This window comes from Collinsella sp. LCP19S3_A6, from assembly GCF_052122015.1.
Lineage (GTDB): Bacteria > Actinomycetota > Coriobacteriia > Coriobacteriales > Coriobacteriaceae > Collinsella.
In genome coordinates, this window is the sequence record NZ_JBQKDD010000007.1 from 1 (window position 1) to 18,894 (window position 18,894).

The 18,894-nt window shown below is 62.1% G+C and carries 13 protein-coding genes and 1 pseudogene; 11 read left to right on the top strand and 3 right to left on the bottom strand.

Going from position 1 to position 18,894, the window contains the following annotated elements:
- Together ACTQVX_RS05675 and ACTQVX_RS05680 are read left to right on the top strand one after the other, a co-directional pair.
- Positions 1 to 295, top strand: a pseudogene (locus ACTQVX_RS05675) (ATP-binding protein); the annotation flags it as partial.
- Positions 292 to 1,185 (top strand): IS3 family transposase, encoded by an 894-nt coding sequence (locus ACTQVX_RS05680; RefSeq protein ID WP_441560526.1) that lies wholly within the window; start codon positions 292 to 294, stop codon positions 1,183 to 1,185. The pseudogene ACTQVX_RS05675 and the gene ACTQVX_RS05680, both read left to right, overlap by 4 nt.
- Positions 1,186 to 1,280: 95 nt before the next feature.
- Here ACTQVX_RS05680 and ACTQVX_RS05685 read toward each other — a convergent pair whose 3' ends face one another.
- A complete protein-coding gene (locus ACTQVX_RS05685) occupies positions 1,281 to 2,132 on the bottom strand; it encodes an alpha/beta hydrolase (protein ID WP_441560527.1) in 852 nt (283 codons plus the stop codon).
- Positions 2,133 to 2,230: 98 nt separating this feature from the next.
- A complete protein-coding gene (locus ACTQVX_RS05690) occupies positions 2,231 to 3,871 on the bottom strand; it encodes a PucR family transcriptional regulator (RefSeq protein WP_441560528.1) in 1,641 nt (546 codons plus the stop codon).
- Positions 3,872 to 4,102: 231 nt separating this feature from the next.
- Here ACTQVX_RS05690 and fdrA point away from each other — a divergent pair, with 231 nt between their 5' ends.
- From fdrA to arcC, 5 genes are all read left to right on the top strand, one after another.
- Entirely contained in the window at positions 4,103 to 7,108 is a 3,006-nt protein-coding gene (gene fdrA, locus ACTQVX_RS05695) for an acyl-CoA synthetase FdrA (protein WP_441560529.1), read from the top strand.
- 12 nt (positions 7,109 to 7,120) lie between these two features.
- Positions 7,121 to 8,038 carry a DUF2877 domain-containing protein gene (locus ACTQVX_RS05700; protein ID WP_441560530.1) on the top strand — a complete coding sequence of 306 codons (918 nt, stop codon included), beginning with the start codon at positions 7,121 to 7,123 and terminating at the stop codon, positions 8,036 to 8,038.
- Between the two features lie 16 nt (positions 8,039 to 8,054).
- Complete coding sequence (locus ACTQVX_RS05705) at positions 8,055 to 9,302, top strand: dicarboxylate/amino acid:cation symporter (RefSeq protein ID WP_368145870.1); 1,248 nt, start codon at positions 8,055 to 8,057, stop codon at positions 9,300 to 9,302.
- Between the two features lie 61 nt (positions 9,303 to 9,363).
- Positions 9,364 to 10,638 carry a dicarboxylate/amino acid:cation symporter gene (locus ACTQVX_RS05710; RefSeq protein ID WP_441560531.1) on the top strand — a complete coding sequence of 425 codons (1,275 nt, stop codon included), beginning with the start codon at positions 9,364 to 9,366 and terminating at the stop codon, positions 10,636 to 10,638.
- Between the two features lie 396 nt (positions 10,639 to 11,034).
- Positions 11,035 to 11,997 carry a carbamate kinase gene (gene arcC / locus ACTQVX_RS05715; RefSeq protein ID WP_441560533.1) on the top strand — a complete coding sequence of 321 codons (963 nt, stop codon included), beginning with the start codon at positions 11,035 to 11,037 and terminating at the stop codon, positions 11,995 to 11,997.
- A gap of 311 nt (positions 11,998 to 12,308) precedes the next feature.
- On the opposite strand, the gene ACTQVX_RS05720 is transcribed toward arcC, so the two are convergent.
- On the bottom strand, positions 12,309 to 12,941 hold the full coding sequence (locus ACTQVX_RS05720; RefSeq protein ID WP_441049029.1) for a C39 family peptidase: 633 nt from the start codon (positions 12,939 to 12,941) through the stop codon (positions 12,309 to 12,311).
- Between the two features lie 723 nt (positions 12,942 to 13,664).
- Between ACTQVX_RS05720 and ACTQVX_RS05725 the strand changes: the two genes are divergently transcribed.
- The 4 genes from ACTQVX_RS05725 to ACTQVX_RS05740 all read left to right on the top strand — a co-directional run bounded on the left by ACTQVX_RS05725 (position 13,665) and on the right by ACTQVX_RS05740 (position 18,802).
- A complete protein-coding gene (locus ACTQVX_RS05725; protein WP_441031882.1) occupies positions 13,665 to 15,116 on the top strand; it encodes an APC family permease in 1,452 nt (483 codons plus the stop codon).
- Positions 15,117 to 15,247: 131 nt separating this feature from the next.
- Positions 15,248 to 16,525 carry a metal-dependent hydrolase family protein gene (locus tag ACTQVX_RS05730; RefSeq protein WP_154518625.1) on the top strand — a complete coding sequence of 426 codons (1,278 nt, stop codon included), beginning with the start codon at positions 15,248 to 15,250 and terminating at the stop codon, positions 16,523 to 16,525.
- A gap of 117 nt (positions 16,526 to 16,642) precedes the next feature.
- A complete protein-coding gene (locus tag ACTQVX_RS05735) occupies positions 16,643 to 18,028 on the top strand; it encodes a sensor histidine kinase (protein WP_441031879.1) in 1,386 nt (461 codons plus the stop codon).
- Between the two features lie 39 nt (positions 18,029 to 18,067).
- Positions 18,068 to 18,802 carry a LytR/AlgR family response regulator transcription factor gene (locus ACTQVX_RS05740; protein ID WP_427728894.1) on the top strand — a complete coding sequence of 245 codons (735 nt, stop codon included), beginning with the start codon at positions 18,068 to 18,070 and terminating at the stop codon, positions 18,800 to 18,802.
- The last annotated feature ends 92 nt before the right edge of the window (positions 18,803 to 18,894 follow it).

Genomic DNA, 18,894 nt, shown 5'->3' on the forward strand with positions numbered 1-18,894 from the left:
GAGGCTCAGGTACTACGCCCACTCGAGGCTGCTGATCATCGACGAGCTCGGCTACCTCGACGTCGGCAGCGCGGGCGCGGACCTGCTGTTCCAGCTGATATCGACGCGCTAAGAGCAGCGCTCGACGATCATCACCACCAACGTGGGGATCAGCGGCTGGGGCAGGGTGTTCGGGGACGACGTGGCGGCGAGCGCGATCGCGGACAGGGTGTGCCACCACTGCCACCTGGTCAAGATAACGGGCAGGTCCTACAGGCTGAAGGACCTGCCGAGGGACGGCCCCGTCGAGCCGTGACCGGAATCGGTGAAAATACGTTAGCGCAACCGGTGAAACCGCCTTTGCGCAAACGGCGCGCCTGTTTAGCGAAACTGGTGAAAAATAGATTGACGCTAACACGGTCCAGCTACCACTACGCGCTGTCGCACCCGGCCAGGCCGACGCGCCCGGAGCTGCGGGACGCGGTGGCGGAGATCTTCTCGCGCACGGCCAACGGGTGCGGCCACCGCCAGGTCGCCATGTGCCTGCGCGCCGAGCTGGGCACTCGCATAGCCGACAAGACCGTGCTCAAGATGATGCGGGAGATGGGGGTCCGCTGCGGCATCCGCCGCGAGACCGACTACCATAGGTACAATTCGTACAGGGGCGTCGCGGGCGAGACGTTCGAGGACGTCATCGGGCGCGACTTCGCCGCCGACGGGCCGTGGCAGAAGATGGGCACCGACGTCACCGAGTTCAAGCAGCCCTGGGGCAAGGCCTACTTCGCGCCGGTGTACGACTTCGGCAGCAAGGAGATAGTCGCGTGGTCGACGTCGACCAGCCCGGACATGGCGCAGCAGGCCGAGCTGCTCGACCGGCTGCTGGCGAAGATGCCCGAGGGCGCGAAGCCGGTGCTTCACAGCGACATGGGCTGGCAGTACCAGCACGCCGCGTGGTGCGGGAGGCTGAGGGACGCCGGGATCGTCCAGAGCATGTCCAGAAAGGGCAACTGCATCGACAATGCCGCCACCGAGCAGGTCTTCGGCCACATGAAGGACGAGTTCTTCCGGGGAAGGACATGGCCCGACTTCGAGTCCTTCAAGGCGGACCTGGACGCGTGCGTCGCCCATTGGAACACGAGGCGAAGGCAGGTTAAACTGAAGGGGCTGACCCCGGAGGAGTTCCGGAGACAGTCCCTTGCGGCGTAGTTCTTATTTAAGCCGTCCAATTTTTGGGGTGCAGTTCAACTCAAGTGCGCCGGGGGCCGCTTGGCCATGCGGGGCGTTCGGGGCCTGCGATTGCGTCAGCCCGCGATCGCATCCATCCACTCGATCGCCTGGGTGTACGCCTTGGCTCCCGCGGGATCGCTCACATCGCGGTCGAAGTCGTGGGGGAGGTGGTACACAGGCTTCTTGACCGCACGCGGGGCCATGCGCGAGAGCGCCTTTGACAAGCGGAACGGGACGTCTTCGTCCCCGCTGCTGGCGGTGATGAACAACGGCGGCAGCTGCACCACCTCGTCATCGGTGAGGGACCAGGCGTCGGGGGAGTGGATCGGGTCATCGCCGCCCAGGCCCATGAGGTCGAGCCAGGCTCCCTCGTGTTGACGCGCGTACACGTAGAGCGCGTAGCGTAGGGGCTTCGGCCCCGTGGTCACCATTCGGGAGCCGTCGCCCGCGAGCTTATCAACCTGCGAGCGTGTCACCTCGGGCAGACGTGCGTAGGCTTTCGCCGGTTGGGAGAAGGCGGTGTCGGTGATGGTGTGATAGCCGTAGAAATCCAATATGCCCGCCGGCTGCGGCATGTCCTCGCGGCGTCCGATCTTGCGTGCAAGCAGGAGCGAGAGATATGCGCCCGCCGATCGGCCGAACAGGAAGTGTGCCTTGTATTCCCCGGCGGTCTGCGGCTCGGCCACCGCCGCTTGCCATGTCTCGAAGGCCGCATCGACGATCTGGGGCAGGGAGGACTCCGGCGCCAAGGGATAGTCCGCGCAGATGAGCGTGTAACCCGCGTCGGTGAGCTGGCGGATATAGGGTTGCGGAAGGTCGTCGCGCTCCCCATAGAGTAGTCCGCCGCCGTGCAGGTAGAACACGGCGATGTGGCGGTCGCGCGCGGCGAGCGGATGGTGGATGGTAAGGAGGTCGGCCAAGTTCACGTTCGTGCCTTTCTCATGTGTATGCGTGCGCGTGCTCCGCGCGGTACGGCATGGGGGGTGGCCGGGCGGTGGGGGATCGCCCAGCCTAGAAGGGGGTCTCAGCTCTCCCTGCCCAGGGCCATGATCTTGTTGGTGAGCACGACCTGCAGGAAGTCATCGGGGTTCTTGACGTCGATGCCGTAGACCTTCCGTGCGCGCTCCACGCGATAACGGACGGTCTTGGGGTGGATGAACAGCTGCTCGCCTGTCTTGGAGAAGTCCATGCCGTTCTCGCACAGGCAGATGAGGGTGCTGAGCAGCTCTGGCTGCTTCTTGGCAAGATCGACCACGCGCGGGTCCATGTACTCTGCGAGCTGCGAGAGGTCGTCGGCCATGAGCATGAGCTTGTAGACGCCCAGGTCCTCGAACCGGATGGCGCGGTCGCTGCTTGTGGAGCCGTTGAACAGCCTGTAGACATTGAGCACCTCGGTGTTCGCCTGGCCGATCGCATAGCGGTCGACCGTGCTGCTCAGCGCGACGAGGTGCTTGAAGGGCGGCAGCGTGGATGAGGCGTGCAGCTTGTCCAGGATGTCCTGGATGAGGTCGAGGTTGAACCGCGTGAGCGGGCTGCGGAAGTTGTGGAGGAACACGAGGCGGTCGTTGTTCACAAAGTAGACGATTCCGGGGTACGCGGAGCGAATTCTGCGCCTGATGGCCTGTTGAAGCTCATCCAGGCGGTCGATGTCCGCGCAGTCCACAAGGCTCACATGGACAAAGAGCACCTCGTAGAAGGGAAACTCGTCGATGCCCAGGACGGTGAGGGCGGAGTTGATCCGCTCGGGCGTTCCGTATCGCTCGAGGAGCAGGTCGTGGACCGCGTTGTTGTTCTGGATGAAGAGCTTCTGTTTGATCGCGTTTTGCTCGAGGATCTTCATCTGGAGGAGCCCGACGATGTTCTCTATGGTCATGGTGTCGAGCGGGGTGAGCTCCACGTCGGATTCGTGCACGAGCAGGTAATAGTCGACGCCATCCGAGCTCGGTATGCGCACGGCGAGCGCCTTTTCCGCGCGGTCCTCGTCTGCGGGTCGATTGTCGTCCGCCTCCTTCGCGGCGGCTCGGTTGAAGAAGAGCATCGCGTCGAAGTACGCATGCGTTTGGAACGGCTTGGGCTCGCGCCTGATGAGCGAATACGCGTCAAAACACGTGCGGGTCGGATCGGTGCCGAGTCTGCGGTCGCGCGTGGTGTCCAGGTAGCTGACGTCCATGCGCAAGGTGTTTTTGAGCGTGTTGAGGATATACGGGATTGAGGGCTGCTTGAGGGCGAGCGCCATGGTGTGCTTGTGGGCGTCATAAAAGCGGTTGAGGAGGGTCAGGTTCGAGTCGAGGACGTGTCCGAGCACGTCGAGCATGATGGACTCGTATTTGACCGATGGGCTCAGCTCGATGAGCGGCACGCCGAAATCCTCGCAGAGCGCGATGACGTTTTGGGGCGCGTTGAGCAGCAGGCGTTCGGGCTTGAATGCCATGGCCGCTATGCCGATGGCGCTCATGGTGTGGAAGAACTGGGCCACTTCGCTCTCGGAGAGCTCCTGGAGCGCAAAGAAGCTCGTGATGATGAGCTGCCCGCTCTTGCCCCAATTCTCAATGTCGGCCGCCTCGAGCACCATGGCGCTCGACAATTCGTTGTCGAGTCCACCGGCACCGGCTATTACCTTCGCTTCCGCGAAGGACGGCAGCAATAGGGCTTCGCGAACAATCATGCCAACTCCTTCAGTTTACTTGACAGCCTATCGAGCTTTTCGTTTTGTGGCATGCCCCAAAAGGTCAAAAAAACGGCACAAATCTTATCCGTAAGGGAAGTGTATTCCCATTTTGCCCATGCTTCAATTTTATGCAGCGCGAGAAGGCCGCTGCAGCCCGGGAATGCAGCGCGGTCCGTTTCCGAACGGAAGAGCTTTTTTGCAAGGCAAACCGCAATCAAGGAGGAACCTATGCTGAAGACCGTGGTCAAGCAAAACTCCTATCAGGATTCAATCAACCTGATGCTGCTGACCAACAAGATCAACACGCTTGACGGCGTGATCCAGAGCCAGATCATGATGGGCACCGATGCCAACAAGGACATCTACCGCGCCGCAGGTCTGTTGACCGCCGAGGCCGAGGCTGCCGCCCCGAGCGACATGGTTATCGTGGTTGAGACCGAGGACGAGGGCATCATGGACGTCGTCCTGGCCGAGACCGAGACCTTCCTCGCCGACCTCTCCACCAAGAAGGAGGCCGCCGGCGCGCCCGCCGAGGCCAGCAGCTGGGAAGAGGCCATGGCGATGCTCCCCGAGGCCAACATGGCCCTGTTCTCCATCCCCGGCGAGTACGCCGCGCCCGAGCTTGAGCGCGCCCTCGACCTGGGCCTGAACGTCTTCTCCTTCACCGACAACGTGCCGCTGGAGGATGAGGTCCGCCTCAAGCAGAAGGCTCACGAGAAGGGCCTGCTCTTCATGGGTCCCGACTGCGGCACCGGCGTGGTCTCCTCCGTGCCCGTTGCCTTCACCAACGTCATCAACCCCGGCAACATCGGCATCGTGGGCGCCTCCGGCACCGGCATCCAGGAGGTCACTTGCATGATCGACCGCCTGGACGGCGGCTGCGTGCACGCCATCGGAACCGGTGGCCGCGACCTCAACGAGAAGGTCGGCGCCGTGACCGTCAAGGACGCCATCGTCGCCCTTGAGCACCACGATCCTACCGACGTCATCTGCGTCATCTCCAAGCCGCCGGCGCCCGCCGTCCGCGACGAAGTCGTCGACCTGCTCGAGAAGTGCGAGAAGCCGGTCGTCGCCATCTTCATCGGCGAGAAGCCCGAGGCCCATCTGGGCAAGGTGCACCTAGCCCACACCCTCGAGGAGGCCGCCCGCATCGCCGTCGACCTCGCCAACGGTGAGGCCGTCAAGAAGAACTACCTCGAGCCGCTCGACGTGACCGTCGAGACCCCGCTGGCGCAGGACAAGACCGTCATCGGCCTGTACTCCGGCGGCACCCTGGCCGGCGAGGCCGCGATGATGATTACCGAGGCCCTTGAGCTCGGCTCCATCATCAAGGAGGACGGCTACATGCTGCGCCACGGCGGCTACGACGTCATCGACCTCGGCGACGACGTGTACACCCAGGGCCGTCCTCATCCCATGATCGACCCTGAGGTCCGCATCCGCATGATGCGCGACTACGCCTCCAAGGTCACCACGGGCGTCATCCTCTTCGATTGCGTCCTGGGCTATGGCTGTCATCCCGACATGGCCGCCGAGCTCGCCCCGGTGATCGCCGAGTGCATCGAGTCCGCCAAGGCCGACGGCCGCGACGTCCGCTTCGTGGGCACCGTGGTGGGAACCCACAACGACCCGCAGGACTACGACCGCTCCGTCAAGCTGCTCGAGGACGCCGGTGCCATCATGGAGCCCAGCAACGCCATGGCCGTCCGCGTCGCGCTGGCCTTCAAGGGTATCGATTTCACTGAGGCCGACCGCGAGGTCGCGCCCTACGAGGTCAAGGACGACAGCCCCCTGCCCGAGCCCTCCGAGGCCGTCATGGAGCTCCTCACCAGCAAGCCCCGCGTGATCAACGTGGGCGTGGAGAGCTTCAACGACCCGCTGCGCGCCTACGGCGCCGAGAGCGTCCAGTACACCTGGAAGCCCAAGGCCGGCGGTAACAAGCGCATGATCCACCTGCTCAACGAGCTTGAGAAGGTCGAGGGGATCGACGAGGCCAACGCCCGCATCTGCGAGCGCTTCAAGGAGTCCCAGCCGGTCCTGGTGGACGTCGTGCCCGCCAAGACGGTCATCCCCGAGCTCAATCGCGCCCAGAAGACCCTGCTCCACGCCGGTCCTCCAATCTGCTGGGAGAACATGCAGGGCCCGATGAGGGGCTCTTGCATCGGCGCCGCCCTCTTCGAGGGTTGGGCCGAGACCGAGGATGAGGCCATCGCCATGCTCTCCGCCGGCGAGGTCGAGTTCATCCCCTGCCACCACTGCCATGCGGTCGGCCCCATGGGCGGCATCACCTCCGCCAACATGGCCGTCATGGTCGTCCGCAACCTCGCCGACGACACCGTCGCCTACTGCACCATGAACGAGGGCATCGGCAAGGTCCTGCGCTTCGGCGCCTACAGCCAGGAGGTCGTCGACCGCCTGCACTGGATGGCCGACGAGCTCGGCCCGGTGCTCGCCAAGGCCCTCAAGCTGTCTGACGGCGGCATCAACCTCAACGTCCTGATGGCCCGCGCCATCACCCAGGGCGACGAGTTCCACCAGCGCAACATGGCCGCCACGCTCAACTTCCTCAAGGAGGTCGCGCCGCTCATCGTCAAGACCGACGCGAGCGAGGACGCCAAGCAGCGCGTCATCCAGTTCCTGGCCGACACCGACCAGTTCTTCCTGAACGTCATGATGGCCACCGGCAAGGCGATCGTGGATTACGTCCGCAAGGACGTCGAGGGCTGCGTGGTCTCCACGATGACCCGCAACGGCTACGAGTTCGGCGTCCGCGTCTCCGGCCTCGGTGACGAGTGGTTCGTGGCTCCCGTCAACACCCCGGTGGGCCTGTACTTCACGGGCTTTACCGCCGAGGACGGCTGTCCGGACAACGGCGACTCCGCGATCTGCGAGACCGTGGGCGTTGGCGGCATGGCGATGGTCGCGGCCCCCGGCGTCACCCGCTTCGTCGGCGCCGGCGGCTTCGAGGACGCCCTGAACATCTCCAACGAGATGGAGAAGATCTGCGTCACCCATAACCCCAACTGGGCCATCCCCACGTGGGACTTCAAGGGCGCCTGCCTTGGCATCGATATCCGCAAGGTCGTCGAGACCGGCATCACGCCGATCATCAACACCGGCATCGCCCATAAGGAGGCCGGCATCGGCCAGGTCGGCGCCGGCACCGTCCGCGCCCCGCTCGCCTGCTTCGAGAAGGCTCTCGAGGCCTACTGCGCCAAGCTCGGCATCGAGTAAGCGAGGCACCTTGTGAAATTGGACGCCCTCTACATCAGCGATTACGCCGCCGTGAACCTCGATGCGTTCAAGGCGACGGGAGCCGTGCACAGCGTGTTCCGCACGAGCCTGAACGTCATGCTCGACGGGTTCCTGCTACACATGGGCTCGGCTGAGGCGCCGCTCTCCTGCTTGGGGATCACGGTCGCCGAACAGGGGGCATCCGCTCTTGTCAACCTCGTCGAGCCCGGCGACCGCGCCATGGCCCGCAACGGCGTCCTTCGCCTGTACGGCCGCGGCGATGTCGTCGAGATCGACTTGATTTCCGCTCCCATCCGGTGTCTATCGGTGCCCATGGCGACCGTGGCGCTGGAAGGGGAGACGGACATTCTGGTGTGTCGGGAGCTCTCTGAGCTCAGCCTCCCCGCACGCATCGGGTTGCCGTGGGATGAGCACGCCGCCAGGTCACTGGCCGGGCTGGCGCGCCTTTCGGCAGCCTGTCGCGCCGCGTGGGACGCCGGGCGGATGGGTGCGCCCGTTCCCCGTGCCCGCATCGATGCCGCCTTCAGGGGCGCTGGTAGTTCCATCGAGCATCTGCTGGGCCGCGGGCTGGGTCTCACCCCCTCTGGTGACGACGTGCTCTGCGGTTTTGGCTGTGGCCTGTGCTACCTTTGGCGCCACGGTGCGTTGGGTTGCGATGCCTGGGGTGGGTACACGAGCATGTTGCTCGATGTGCTCCCCGGGAAGACCACCGCGGTGTCTGAGGCGTACCTGCGCGCCATGTGCGCCGGGTACGCGAATGAGGACTACATCGAGCTTCTCACCTCGATCGAGAAGGGCAGGACGGAGGAGATCTCGGGACGGCTCGAGACGATCCTCTCGATGGGGCACACCTCGGGCGCCGACGGCCTTCTGGGCTTCGGCGCGGCATTCGGTTATATCAACATGTAATCTGAAAGGGATTAGCATGGCTGAGACTAAGAAAAAGAAAGTCAACATCACGAATCTCATCGTGCTCTCCATGGTCGTCGGTGTTGTCGCCGGCGTCGCGGGCGGCCCCGCGATGGCTCAGATCCAGTTCATCGGCGACATCTTCTTCCGCCTCGTCCAGATGGGCATCGTACCGTTCGTCATGTGCACCATCATCGTCGCCGTGGGCGGCCTGACCCCTCAGTCGCTCTCCGGCGTGGGCCTCAAGGGCATCGGCATCTTCGCCGCCTCGTCCTTCGTCGCGGCGGGCATCGCCCTCGGCCTCTCGCTGGTTCTCCAGCCTGGTGCCGGCCTGGGCGAGACCGCCCTGGTCCAGGACGCGGTGTTCGAGGGTGAGGCCTCGGTCGTCACCTTCCAGGACACGCTCCTGAGCTTCTTTGGCAACAACATCGTCTCCTCCATGGGCGCCGGCGCCATGGTCCAGTGCATCGTCTTCGCGATCGCCCTCGGCCTGGCCATCTCCTTCTGGCGCAACACTCATGACGGCAAGTGCCTCGTGTACGACTTCATGAGCGAGCTCGCTTCCCTGCTGCTTAACATCATCCGCGCCGTCATGACCGTCGCCCCGATCGGCATCTTCTGCTACGTCTCCTCCATGGTCGGCTCCCTGGGCGCCGAGGTCCTCATCCCGCTCGTCAAGTACCTGGGCGTGATGGCCCTCGCCACCGTCGTGATGTTCGTGCTCTACTTCGTGCTCGTCTCGGTGCGCTGCCGCCTCAACCCGGTCAAGCTCATCAAGAAGATGTGGCCCATGTCCGCACTCGCCCTCGGCACCATCTCCTCCGCGGTCACCCTTCCCACCGCCATGGAGGACACGAAGAACAAGATCGGCTGCGACGCCGAGGTCTCCGACCTGCTGCTGCCCCTGGGTATGCCGCTGAACTCCAACGGCGCCGCCATTCACCTCGCCGTCACCGCCATTACCATCGCCCAGATTTACGGCATCACCTTCGCCGGCCCCGAGCTCCTCACCGTTTGGGTGATCTCCTTCCTGCTGTCCCTAGCCAACGCCGTGTCCCCGGGCGCTTCCCTGGTCTCTCTCACGATGATCGTTCCCGCCCTGAACCTGCCTATGGCTGCCATCGGCATCTTTGCCGGCCTTGAATACCCCACGGGTGCCATCCGTACCATCCTCAACGTCGACGGAGACGTCTTCGCCGCGCTGCTCGTCGCTGGCGACAAGGGCATCGACCACGATGTCTTCGAGGACAAAGTCCAGGCGTAACGTGTGAACCTCGTCGAGGGGGGAGCGTTAGGTTCCCCCCTCTTTAGGAATCCGTGATCCTATGAAAGAGTTTTCAGCCCCGGCCCCCAAGAAGCACCGCTACAACGCGACGCTTGCCATGGCGATCGCCATGGTTGCCGGAGTTCTCGTCGGTGCGATCGCAGGCCCGGTCATGGGCGAGATCCAGTTTATCGGCGACATCTTTTTCCGTTTGGTGCAGATGGGCATCGTCCCGTTTGTCATGTGTGTCATCATCGAGGCCGTGGGCGGTCTGACCGCGCGCGACCTGTCCGGAATCGGCCTCAAGGGCATCGCCTGGTTCGCCTGTTCCTCCGTGCTCGCCTCTGCATTCGCGGTCGCCGTGGCCACGATCTTCCAGCCGGGCGCCGGCCTTGCCGGCACCGCGCTGGTGGAGAGCGCGAGCTTTGAGGGTGCGGGCATCGGTGCCGTCACCGTGCAGGATACGCTCCTCGGCTTTTTCGGCAACAACGTCGTCGCCTCCATGGGCGCCGGCGCGATGGTGCCCTGCATCGTCTTCGCGGTCGCGCTCGGCCTGGTGGCCAGCTTTTGGCGCAACTCGCGCGACGGCGAGTGCCTCGTGTACGACTTCGTCGTCGAGTTCGGCCAACTGCTGCTCAGCATCATCCGCGGCGTCATGAAGGCCGCCCCCATCGGTATTTTCTGTTATGTGTCCGCGATGGTGGGCAAGCTCGGCCCAGAGGTGCTCATACCGCTGCTCAAATACCTGATCGTCCTGGGCGGTACCGTCGCCGCGTTCCTCGTGCTCTGGAACATCGTGGTGTGCACGGTATGCCGCGTCAGCCCGATGCTGCTGATCCGCAAGATGTGGCGCATGTCCGTCATGGCCCTCGCGACCATCTCCTCCGCGGTGACCCTCCCAGTCGAGATGGATGATGCGAAGAACCGTCTTGGCATCCGCGATGACATCGCGGACCTGGTCCTTCCCCTGGGCATGCCGCTCAACTCCAACGGCGCGTCCATTCATCTGGCGATTACGGCGATCACGATCGCCCAAATCTACGGCGTTGGGTTCGAGGGGCTCGATTTCGTGTACCTCACTATCATCTCCACGCTGCTGTCCCTGGCCAACGCCGTCGCGCCCGGCGCCGACCTCGTGTCGTTGACCATGATTGTGCCGCAGCTCGGGCTTCCGCTCTCGAGCATCGGCATCTTCGCGGGGCTCACGTATCCCGTCGGTGCGATCCGCACCATCCTGAATGTCGACTCCGACGTGTACTGTGCCCTCATGGTCGCAGCGAGTGAGCCCGACGGAATCGATCGGGAGGTGCTGCTGGACTCCGGTCCGCGAGCATAGCCCGTACGGGGCCGTCCCGTTTTCAGCGGCTTATTCCTTATGCTGGATGAAATGCCCCATGTTTTTGTAAGGGTGCATACTCGTCTTATTAATGCATAGAATCTCGTATAGTGCGAGTAAGATATTGCGCTGTCTGTTTTGTGTTTAGCAAGGATATAGTTTGCATAATCTGGTCTAATCCCTGCTATATCAAAATAAAGTCGCACGTAAATAGCTTAGATATGCTTGAGCTGGGCATCTTTACGCTGAACGGGTAAAAACGACCGTTCACCGTTCAACTGTTTTCAAAATGAATAAAATGAGCGATAAAGAGAATATAAACCTTAATAAACTCGCGTATTGCACGGACGTGGGTTATTAATGGGATGTAGGCCTTTTACAGAAAGGATTCCAGCAATGTCTAAGCCTCTTGGCAAGCCCGATCGTATTGTCGTCGCCCTTGGCGGCAACGCCCTCGGCAACAACCCCGTCGAGCAGATCGAGGCCGTGAGCAACACCGCCCACGCACTCCTTGGTCTCATCGAGCAGGGTAACGAGATCATCATCACCCACGGCAACGGCCCGCAGGTCGGCATGATCCAGAATGCCTTCGCCGCCGCCCACGACGCCATCGGCACCCCCGAGATGCCGCTGCCCGAGTGCGGCGCCATGTCCCAGGGCTACATTGGTTATCACCTGCAGCAGGGCATCGGCCGCGAGATGCACAAGCGCTATAAGCGTTGGCACGCCGCCACCGTCGTCACCCAGATCGAGTGCGATCCCGACGATCCCGCGTTCAAGAACCCGACCAAGCCGATCGGCCCCTTCTACACCGAGGAGCAGGCCAAGCAGTTCATGGCCGAGGATCCCTCCAAGGTCTTCGTCGAGGATTCCGGCCGCGGCTGGCGCCGCGTCGTCGCCTCCCCCGATCCCAAGAAGATCGTCGAGGCCGACTCCATCCTCAACCTGCTCGACAACGAGTTCATCGTCATCGCCTGCGGTGGCGGCGGCATCCCCGTCGTCCGCGACTACGAGAACAAGGGTTGCTACAAGGGCGTTCCCGCCGTCATCGACAAGGACCTGGGCGGCGAGCTGCTGGCCGAGGACTGCGACGCCGACGTTCTGTTCCTGCTGACCGCCGTTGAGCATGTCGCCATCAACTTTGGCAAGCCCAACCAGGAGGAGCTCGAGGACCTCACCGCCGACGAGGCCGAGCGCCTGGCCGACGAGGGCCAGTTCGGTAAGGGTTCCATGGAGCCCAAGGTCCGCGCTGCCATCAAGTTCGCCCGTTCCCGCAAGGGCCGCACCTGCATTATCGGCGCCCTGGACAAGGCCGCCGAGACCATGGCCGGCCTCTCCGGTACTCGCATCCACGAGTAGTCTCTACTCTGTTGCCTCTCTTGTGGGCGCCAGGCAAAGCGCCCACAAACTAGCCTCTCTTCATGAGCCCCGCAGTCCGCTCCGACTGCGGGGCTTTTGCTATTGAGGTGACTGTTCATGAGAAGCGCTGAAGACCGCGGAAACCCGGCACTTGGGGACGTTCCTTTTCTGCCGGCATCTTGGGACAGTCCTTTTCGGCAGCGCGAGCGGTCGTCTGCAAAGACCGTCCCCAGTGGCTAGTCATTTAATGGCTGGTCATTTAAGTCTGTCCCCAATGACTAGTATTGGCCATTTAAGTCTGTCCCCAATGACTAGTAGTAGGCCCACATGGCTTCGATTTCGTTGAGGACTTCTACGACGCCCCAGCGGCGGGCGCTACGGCTGGGCGAATTGGGATCGTAGACACCGATTTGGTCGGCGTCGTCAATGCCGTAGAGCACGATGTAATGACCCACGTTGGTAAACGTGCCGGGACGCACGACGGCGATTACGGGGGCACCCGAGCGCAAGGCCTGGGCCATCGAGTCTCGGTTGTTGTAGAGCTGCGTCCCGTTAAGCCCCAGCTGCGCGGCGCCGCTCGTCATAAACGACCACTCGGTGGCACCGGTGGGGGCATAGTTGCCCGCCTCGGAAAGGGCGCACATATCGACCGGTGTCATATCGGTGCGCCCCGTTTTAAAGATGTAGATCATGGTGAGGCAGGTGGGTCCGCAGCCGTTTTGGCGGATAGTTCCGCCGGCGTAGGGCAGCTCCGACCATGCGGGGTCGATCTGGTAAATATGCGGCATGGTGCCGGCACTCCACTGCGAACGTGGGGTCGAAAAAGCAAACGAGTAGCCGGGTGCGACTGGGGCTTTGAGGAGCTTTTCCTCGGCGGTGGGCTCTAGGCCGGCAGAGCCATGCGAGGCACACGACCCCAGATACACAAATGCCAGACATGCCATGATGGAGCACAGGGCAAGACAGAGACGATGAATCTGCGGATTGGCGGCCCGGCCGCGTCCCAGCGGCCGTGGCTGCTTTGCGCCGCGTCCGCCGCGGGGCTTCGAAAAGAAACGGCTGATGTGGTTGTCAGACTTTCGCCGATCGATTTTCTGCCGCCGAGGCACTTCGGCCCGGCGTTGACGGGTGCCCGAGCGTGGGCGATCCGCTTGACGCGTGCTGGTATTCTGCGGCATAGACGACAAGGGGCGATCCTGCGGACGCTGCGGCCCGTCGTTGTCAGAAACACTCCTGGATGCTGGCGTGGTACGCCCGGCAAGGCGAACGTTTCGCTGTCGTTCGCCGCCGTTGTATTCGTATGCCATTTGCACCGCCTCGTCTCATGTATAACCCGTCCATCCTACAAAAAAGACGTGCAGCAAATGAGGACATACACCAAAACCTCGGTAAGCGGCATGGACGGGAGCGAGCCTGGCGTCATAAAGCGACGCCCTCCGCGAGCGATTGAGTCGCGTCATCAAAACGGACGCCCGCACCGAGTGGCGCCCCTCGCCGTTCGTCCCAAAAACGGCGCCGCTCGTTTTGCAGTTCTGCCTTCGGTCGAGCTACGAGTGGCGTTGCTGTGCCAAGGCCGTATCTTAAAGCCATGAAATAAAAAGTGCGCGGCAAAACAGGCCGTGCAAGGGGTGACGCCAAGGGGCGTCAGAAAGGAAAGGAGGGGAACAATGGCGGACAAGAACGCAGAAGTTGCAGTCGAGGATACCGGCGGCATGAAGAAAACGCTTTCGCTCTGGAACTTCTTCACCATCGGTTTCGGTGCCATCATCGGTACCGGTTGGGTTCTGCAGGTCGGCGACTGGATGGTCGTGGGCGGCGGTCCCGTTCCCGCTATGATCGCATTCCTCTTGGGTGCAATCTTCCTCGTGCCCGTCGGAGCTGTTTTCGGTGAGCTTACGGCTGCTATCCCCATCTCGGGCGGCATCGTCGAGTATGTCGATCGTAGCTTTGGCCGTACAATGAGCTACATTACCGGTTGGCTCCTGGCCCTGGGCAACGGCATCCTGTGCCCGTGGGAGGCCATTGCCATTTCGACTCTCGTGTCCGAGATGTTCGGTAGCCTGCCCGGTCTTGAGTGGCTGCGCGCCATCAAGCTCTACACCATCCTGGGCGCCGACGTTTACCTGTTCCCGACGCTGATCGCGCTCGGCTTTGCAGTCTACGTCATCTTCCTCAATTTCCGCGGTGCCAGCTCGGCCGCCAAGCTCCAAGCCTTCCTGACCAAGGCCCTGCTCTGCGGCATGCTACTCGCCATGGGCGTCTCGCTGTTCACCGGCTCGCCGAACAACGCCATGCCTGTGTTCTCCCAGGTCGCCGGTGCTGGCGGCGGTAAGGCCGCCACCGAGGGCACCAGCCTGTTCGCCGGTATCGTGTCGGTCCTGGTTCTGACCCCATTCTTCTACGCCGGTTTCGACACCATTCCTCAGCAGGCTGAGGAAGCAGCCGAGGGCCTTAACTGGAACAAGTTCGGCAAGATCATCTCCCTGGCCCTGCTGGCCGCCGGCGGCTTCTACATGGTCTGCATTTACTCGTTCGGCACTATCCTTGACTGGCATGAGTTTGTTAAGAGCCCGGTTCCCGCGCTTGCCTGTCTTAAGGGCATCAACATGCTCCTGTACCTGGCCATGCTCGTCATCGCCACGCTTGGACCCATGGGCCCGATGAACTCCTTCTACGGCGCCACGAGCCGCATTATGCTCGCCATGGGCCGCAAGGGCCAGCTGCCCGAGAAGTTTGCCGAGGTCGATCCCAATTCCGGCGCTCCCAAGCTCGCCTGCGTCGTTCTGGCCATCATCACCGTCGTCGGTCCGTTCCTGGGCAAGAACATGCTCATCCCTCTGACCAATGTGTCGGCTCTCGCCTTCATCTTCTCTTGCGGCATGGTCGCTCTTGCCTGCCTGCGCATGCGCTTCACCGAGCCCGACCTACCTCGTCCCTACGAGGTGCCCGGCGGCAAGTTTGGCATCAGCCTCGCCATCGCTGCCTGCGCCATCATCATCGGCCTGCTCGTGATTCCGTTCTCTCCCGCCTCCCTCAACATGGTGGAGTGGAGCATCGTGATCGGCTGGTTGGCTATTGGCCTGGCTCTCATGGCTTTCACCAATTCCCGTAAAAAGTAACGCCGAGCCGGGGCGGATTGGGTGCGCGGTGCCCTCTCTCCCGCGTACCGAACCCGGCATCACTTGGGTAGCTTTGTGAGGCCTTAACCCAACACGGCCTCACCCACTATATGGATCCATAAGGAGGAACCATGTCCACTAAGTATGCAATCGTTGGCGGCAAGCTCATCGACGGTACCGGTGCCGAGCCGGTCGAGAACTCCCTCGTTCTCGTCGACGATAACGGCAAGATCGAGTACGCCGGTGTTATGCAGGACCTTCCCGAGGGCGTTGAGGTTATCGACGCCGCCGGCAAGACTGTCCTTCCCGGCCTGATCGACACCCACCTGCACTTCTCGGGCAACCTGACCGACGATGACACCGATTGGGTCATGCAGCCGCTCCTCGAGAAGCAGGCCGTCGCCGTCAAGCAGGCCTACGACTGCCTCACCCACGGCCTCACCACCGTCTGCGAGATCGGCCGCTTTGGTATCCAGATTCGCGACTGCATCGACAAGGGCGTCTTTAAGGGCCCGCGCGTTCTGGCCACCGGCCTCGGCTTCTGCCGTGTTGCCGGTCACGGTGACTCCCACCACTGCACCCAGGAGCTCAACAAGGAATCCCATCCCTGGGGCGACCAGGTCGACGGTCCTTGGGATCTGCGCAAGGCCGTCCGTCGTCGCCTGCGCGAGAACCCCGATGCCATCAAGATCTGGGCTACCGGTGGCGGCATCTGGCGCTGGGACTCCGGTCGCGACCAGCACTATTGCTCCGAGGAGATCCAGGCCGTGGTCGAAGAGGCCAAGATGGTCGGTATCCCCGTGTGGAGCCACTGCTACAACAACCACGCCGCCGCCTACGATTCCGTTCGCTTTGGCTGCGAGCAGCTGATTCACGGCTTCGATATCGATGAGCGCACCATGGACCTTATGGCCGAGCAGGGCACCTTCTTCACCCCGACGATCGCCTTCCTGCCCACCTGGTACGCCACCTATCCTCCCGTCTATGTCCCCGAGCTGCACGACAAGTACGAGGGTACCCTGGTCGAGAAGGAGCTGCAGCGCAACTATGACTGCCTGCGCGAGGCCAAGAAGCGCGGCGTCGTCATGACGATCGGCTCTGACTCCTTCTCCTTCGTCACCCCGTACGGCACCTGCTCCATCGAGGAGATGTACGAGTTCGTCGACAAGATCGGCTTCACCCCGGTCGAGACCATCACCTGCGCCACCCTCAACGGTGCCAAGATGTGCCACATCGAGGACGAGACCGGTTCCATCGAGGCCGGCAAGTGCGCCGACCTGCTGGTCGTCAACGGTGACGTCGCCGCCGACATTCACGTGCTCAACACCGACAACATGGACGTCATCATGAAGGACGGCTGGATTGTCGAGGCCGGCACCTTCGGCGAGCCAAACAAGTACAGCGCCTAAGCTACCGTTTGTCGATGGCTGGATGTAAAACACAGTTTTTGATTGCATAATGCAATGGAGAGGGTCGCTTGCGGCCCTCTTTATTGCTATCGGTACTACGGACAAGAGGGGATGACGGTGGATTTAAACAGGCTGAATCTGGGCAAGAGTTACAACTCTACCAAGGTCTTTCGTACGGCCCAGCATGTGGTTCAGGCCATCCTACTCGGTGTTGTCGTTCCGGCGCTTATCTTGCTGCTTATCTGGGATTTAACCGATAATCCCAATCCCGTTCCAGGCGTTGTCGTTATTGCCGGCCTGGTCATGCTGTGCTTCTTCTTCTCGTATGTCTTTGTGGTCCCCGATGACCTCACATCGAGCGCAACCGACCGCACGCTCGCCATCGCATCAAAAATATTTGCCTACACGTCGCGCGGCCTTACGCCCGAAGCGGCCCTGGGTGCCTCTAAAATCATCCTGTCCGAGACCATCGCTTCTGCCATCTGCTTTACTGACGGCAGGCAGGTGCTGGCAAGCTGGGGCGAGGACTCGGCAAAGTGCCCTGCCGGAACCCCGGTAGTGCTCAAGACCACGCTCGACGTGATTGAGACGGGCGAGCAGAGCGTGTTTTCGCGTGATGCCTCCAATGAGACGGGCGGCTATTTTCCCCGTCTGCGTGCTGGTATTGTCGCGCCGCTTAGCGTGCGCGGTCATTGCGTGGGCACACTCGAGCTGTATTACCCCCGCCTGAGCAGCATCGATATGCGCCAGACGGCGCTTGCCTCGGGTTTCGCCGATCTCATTTCCACGCAGCTCGCCAGCTTTGAGCTCGAGCGCCAGGATGAGCTCACGGCCCGCGTTGAGCTCCGCGCTCTGCAGTCGCAGGTCGATCCGCATTTTCTATTCAATACCATTAGCACGATCGTTTCGCTCGTTCGAACCGAGCCCGACAAGGCACGATCGCTGCTGATCGACTTTTCCAACTACTATCGTCAGACGCTTTCTGACTCCGATACGCTCACCACGCTCGAGCACGAGGTGGAACAGGGCACGCGTTATATCAATCTTATGCAGGCCCGGTATGGCGACGGCCGTCTGCGCGTTTCGGTCGACATCGACTTTGAGGTGCGCGACAGCCTGGTGCCGCCGTTTATCTTGCAGCCGCTGCTCGAAAACTGTATCAAGCATGCGCAGCGCGAGACCGAGCCGCTTTCCATTCGTGTTAGGGCTTTTGAGACCGATGACGGCTTGGAGATCATCGTCGAAGATGACGGCATCGGTATGAGCGAAGAAGTCTGCGCGCATCTGTTTGAGCAGCATCGCCGAGAGGAGCCCGAAAGCATTACCGCCGACGGCTCCGTCAAGCGAGGCTGCGGCCTGGCGCTCTTCAACGTGCTTCAGCGCATCCATTTCTTTTACGGAGAAGATTCTGGCATGCGCGTGAAGTCCCAGGAGGGCGTGGGAACGCAGGTCATCGTTGAGTTGAACGGCGAGCCGCATGAGCCGGCGCCGCTAACGGTGTAGCACGCGGTTGGATTGAGAGAAAAAAGAGGGGAAGCGCATATGTCCGAAGGCTGGAATATCTTGGTGGTTGATGACGAGCCTCCAATTAGGGCTGAGCTACGTTATCTGTTGGAAAAGGATGCGCGTGTGGGCCAGATTGCTGAGGCGGGCAATGTCACCGAAGCCGTGGAATCGATTCTGTCGAACAAGCCCGACGTGCTGTTTTTAGACATTACCATGCCCGGTCGCTCGGGAATTGAGCTTGCCGAGACGCTTCAGAACCTAAAGACACCGCCGGTCGTGGTGTTTGTGACGGCATTTGCCGAGTATGCGGCCGATGCCTATAACCTCGATGCCGTCGATTACATCGTAAAGCCGGTCGAGGATGCTCGCCTGTCAAAGGCGCTCGACAAGATCGAGACCGCCCTGGGCGCACGCCGTGTCGTCCATGCTCCGCACCAGCCTTTGCGCCTGACGGTGGATCGTGGGGGTAAAAAGGTGTTCATTCCCGTGGCGGATGTCTGCTACTTTGAGGCGCGCGCCGATTTTTGCAACGCCGTCTGCGCCGAGGGAACATATCTGATCAATGAGTCGATTTCATCGCTCGAGCGGCGCCTGGCCTCCGAGGGCTTTATCCGTGTCCACCGCAGCTATCTGGTCAATTTGGAAGACGTGCACAATGTCGAGATCGGTTCTACGGGTCTTATGGAACTCAGGCTCGATCGCGTAACCTCGACGGTGCCCGTGTCCCGTCGTCGCGCTGCCGAGGTTAAGGCGCGCCTGGGGCTTGTGTAGACGGTCCGCATGCCATCGTTTGCCGACGCAGGTTTGGCATGGGCGCGCGGTGGGCATAATGGGTGACATCGAATGAAATCGAAAGGATCATT

Coding starts and splice junctions, on each gene's coding strand:
- ACTQVX_RS05690 (WP_441560528.1), bottom strand. CDS start 3,871: ATGATTGTTCGCGAAGCCCTATTGCTGCCGTCCTTCGCGGAAGCGAAG.
- fdrA (WP_441560529.1), top strand. CDS start 4,103: ATGCTGAAGACCGTGGTCAAGCAAAACTCCTATCAGGATTCAATCAAC.
- ACTQVX_RS05705 (WP_368145870.1), top strand. CDS start 8,055: ATGGCTGAGACTAAGAAAAAGAAAGTCAACATCACGAATCTCATCGTG.
- ACTQVX_RS05710 (WP_441560531.1), top strand. CDS start 9,364: ATGAAAGAGTTTTCAGCCCCGGCCCCCAAGAAGCACCGCTACAACGCG.
- arcC (WP_441560533.1), top strand. CDS start 11,035: ATGTCTAAGCCTCTTGGCAAGCCCGATCGTATTGTCGTCGCCCTTGGC.
- ACTQVX_RS05720 (WP_441049029.1), bottom strand. CDS start 12,941: ATGGCATGTCTGGCATTTGTGTATCTGGGGTCGTGTGCCTCGCATGGC.
- ACTQVX_RS05725 (WP_441031882.1), top strand. CDS start 13,665: ATGGCGGACAAGAACGCAGAAGTTGCAGTCGAGGATACCGGCGGCATG.
- ACTQVX_RS05730 (WP_154518625.1), top strand. CDS start 15,248: ATGTCCACTAAGTATGCAATCGTTGGCGGCAAGCTCATCGACGGTACC.
- ACTQVX_RS05740 (WP_427728894.1), top strand. CDS start 18,068: ATGTCCGAAGGCTGGAATATCTTGGTGGTTGATGACGAGCCTCCAATT.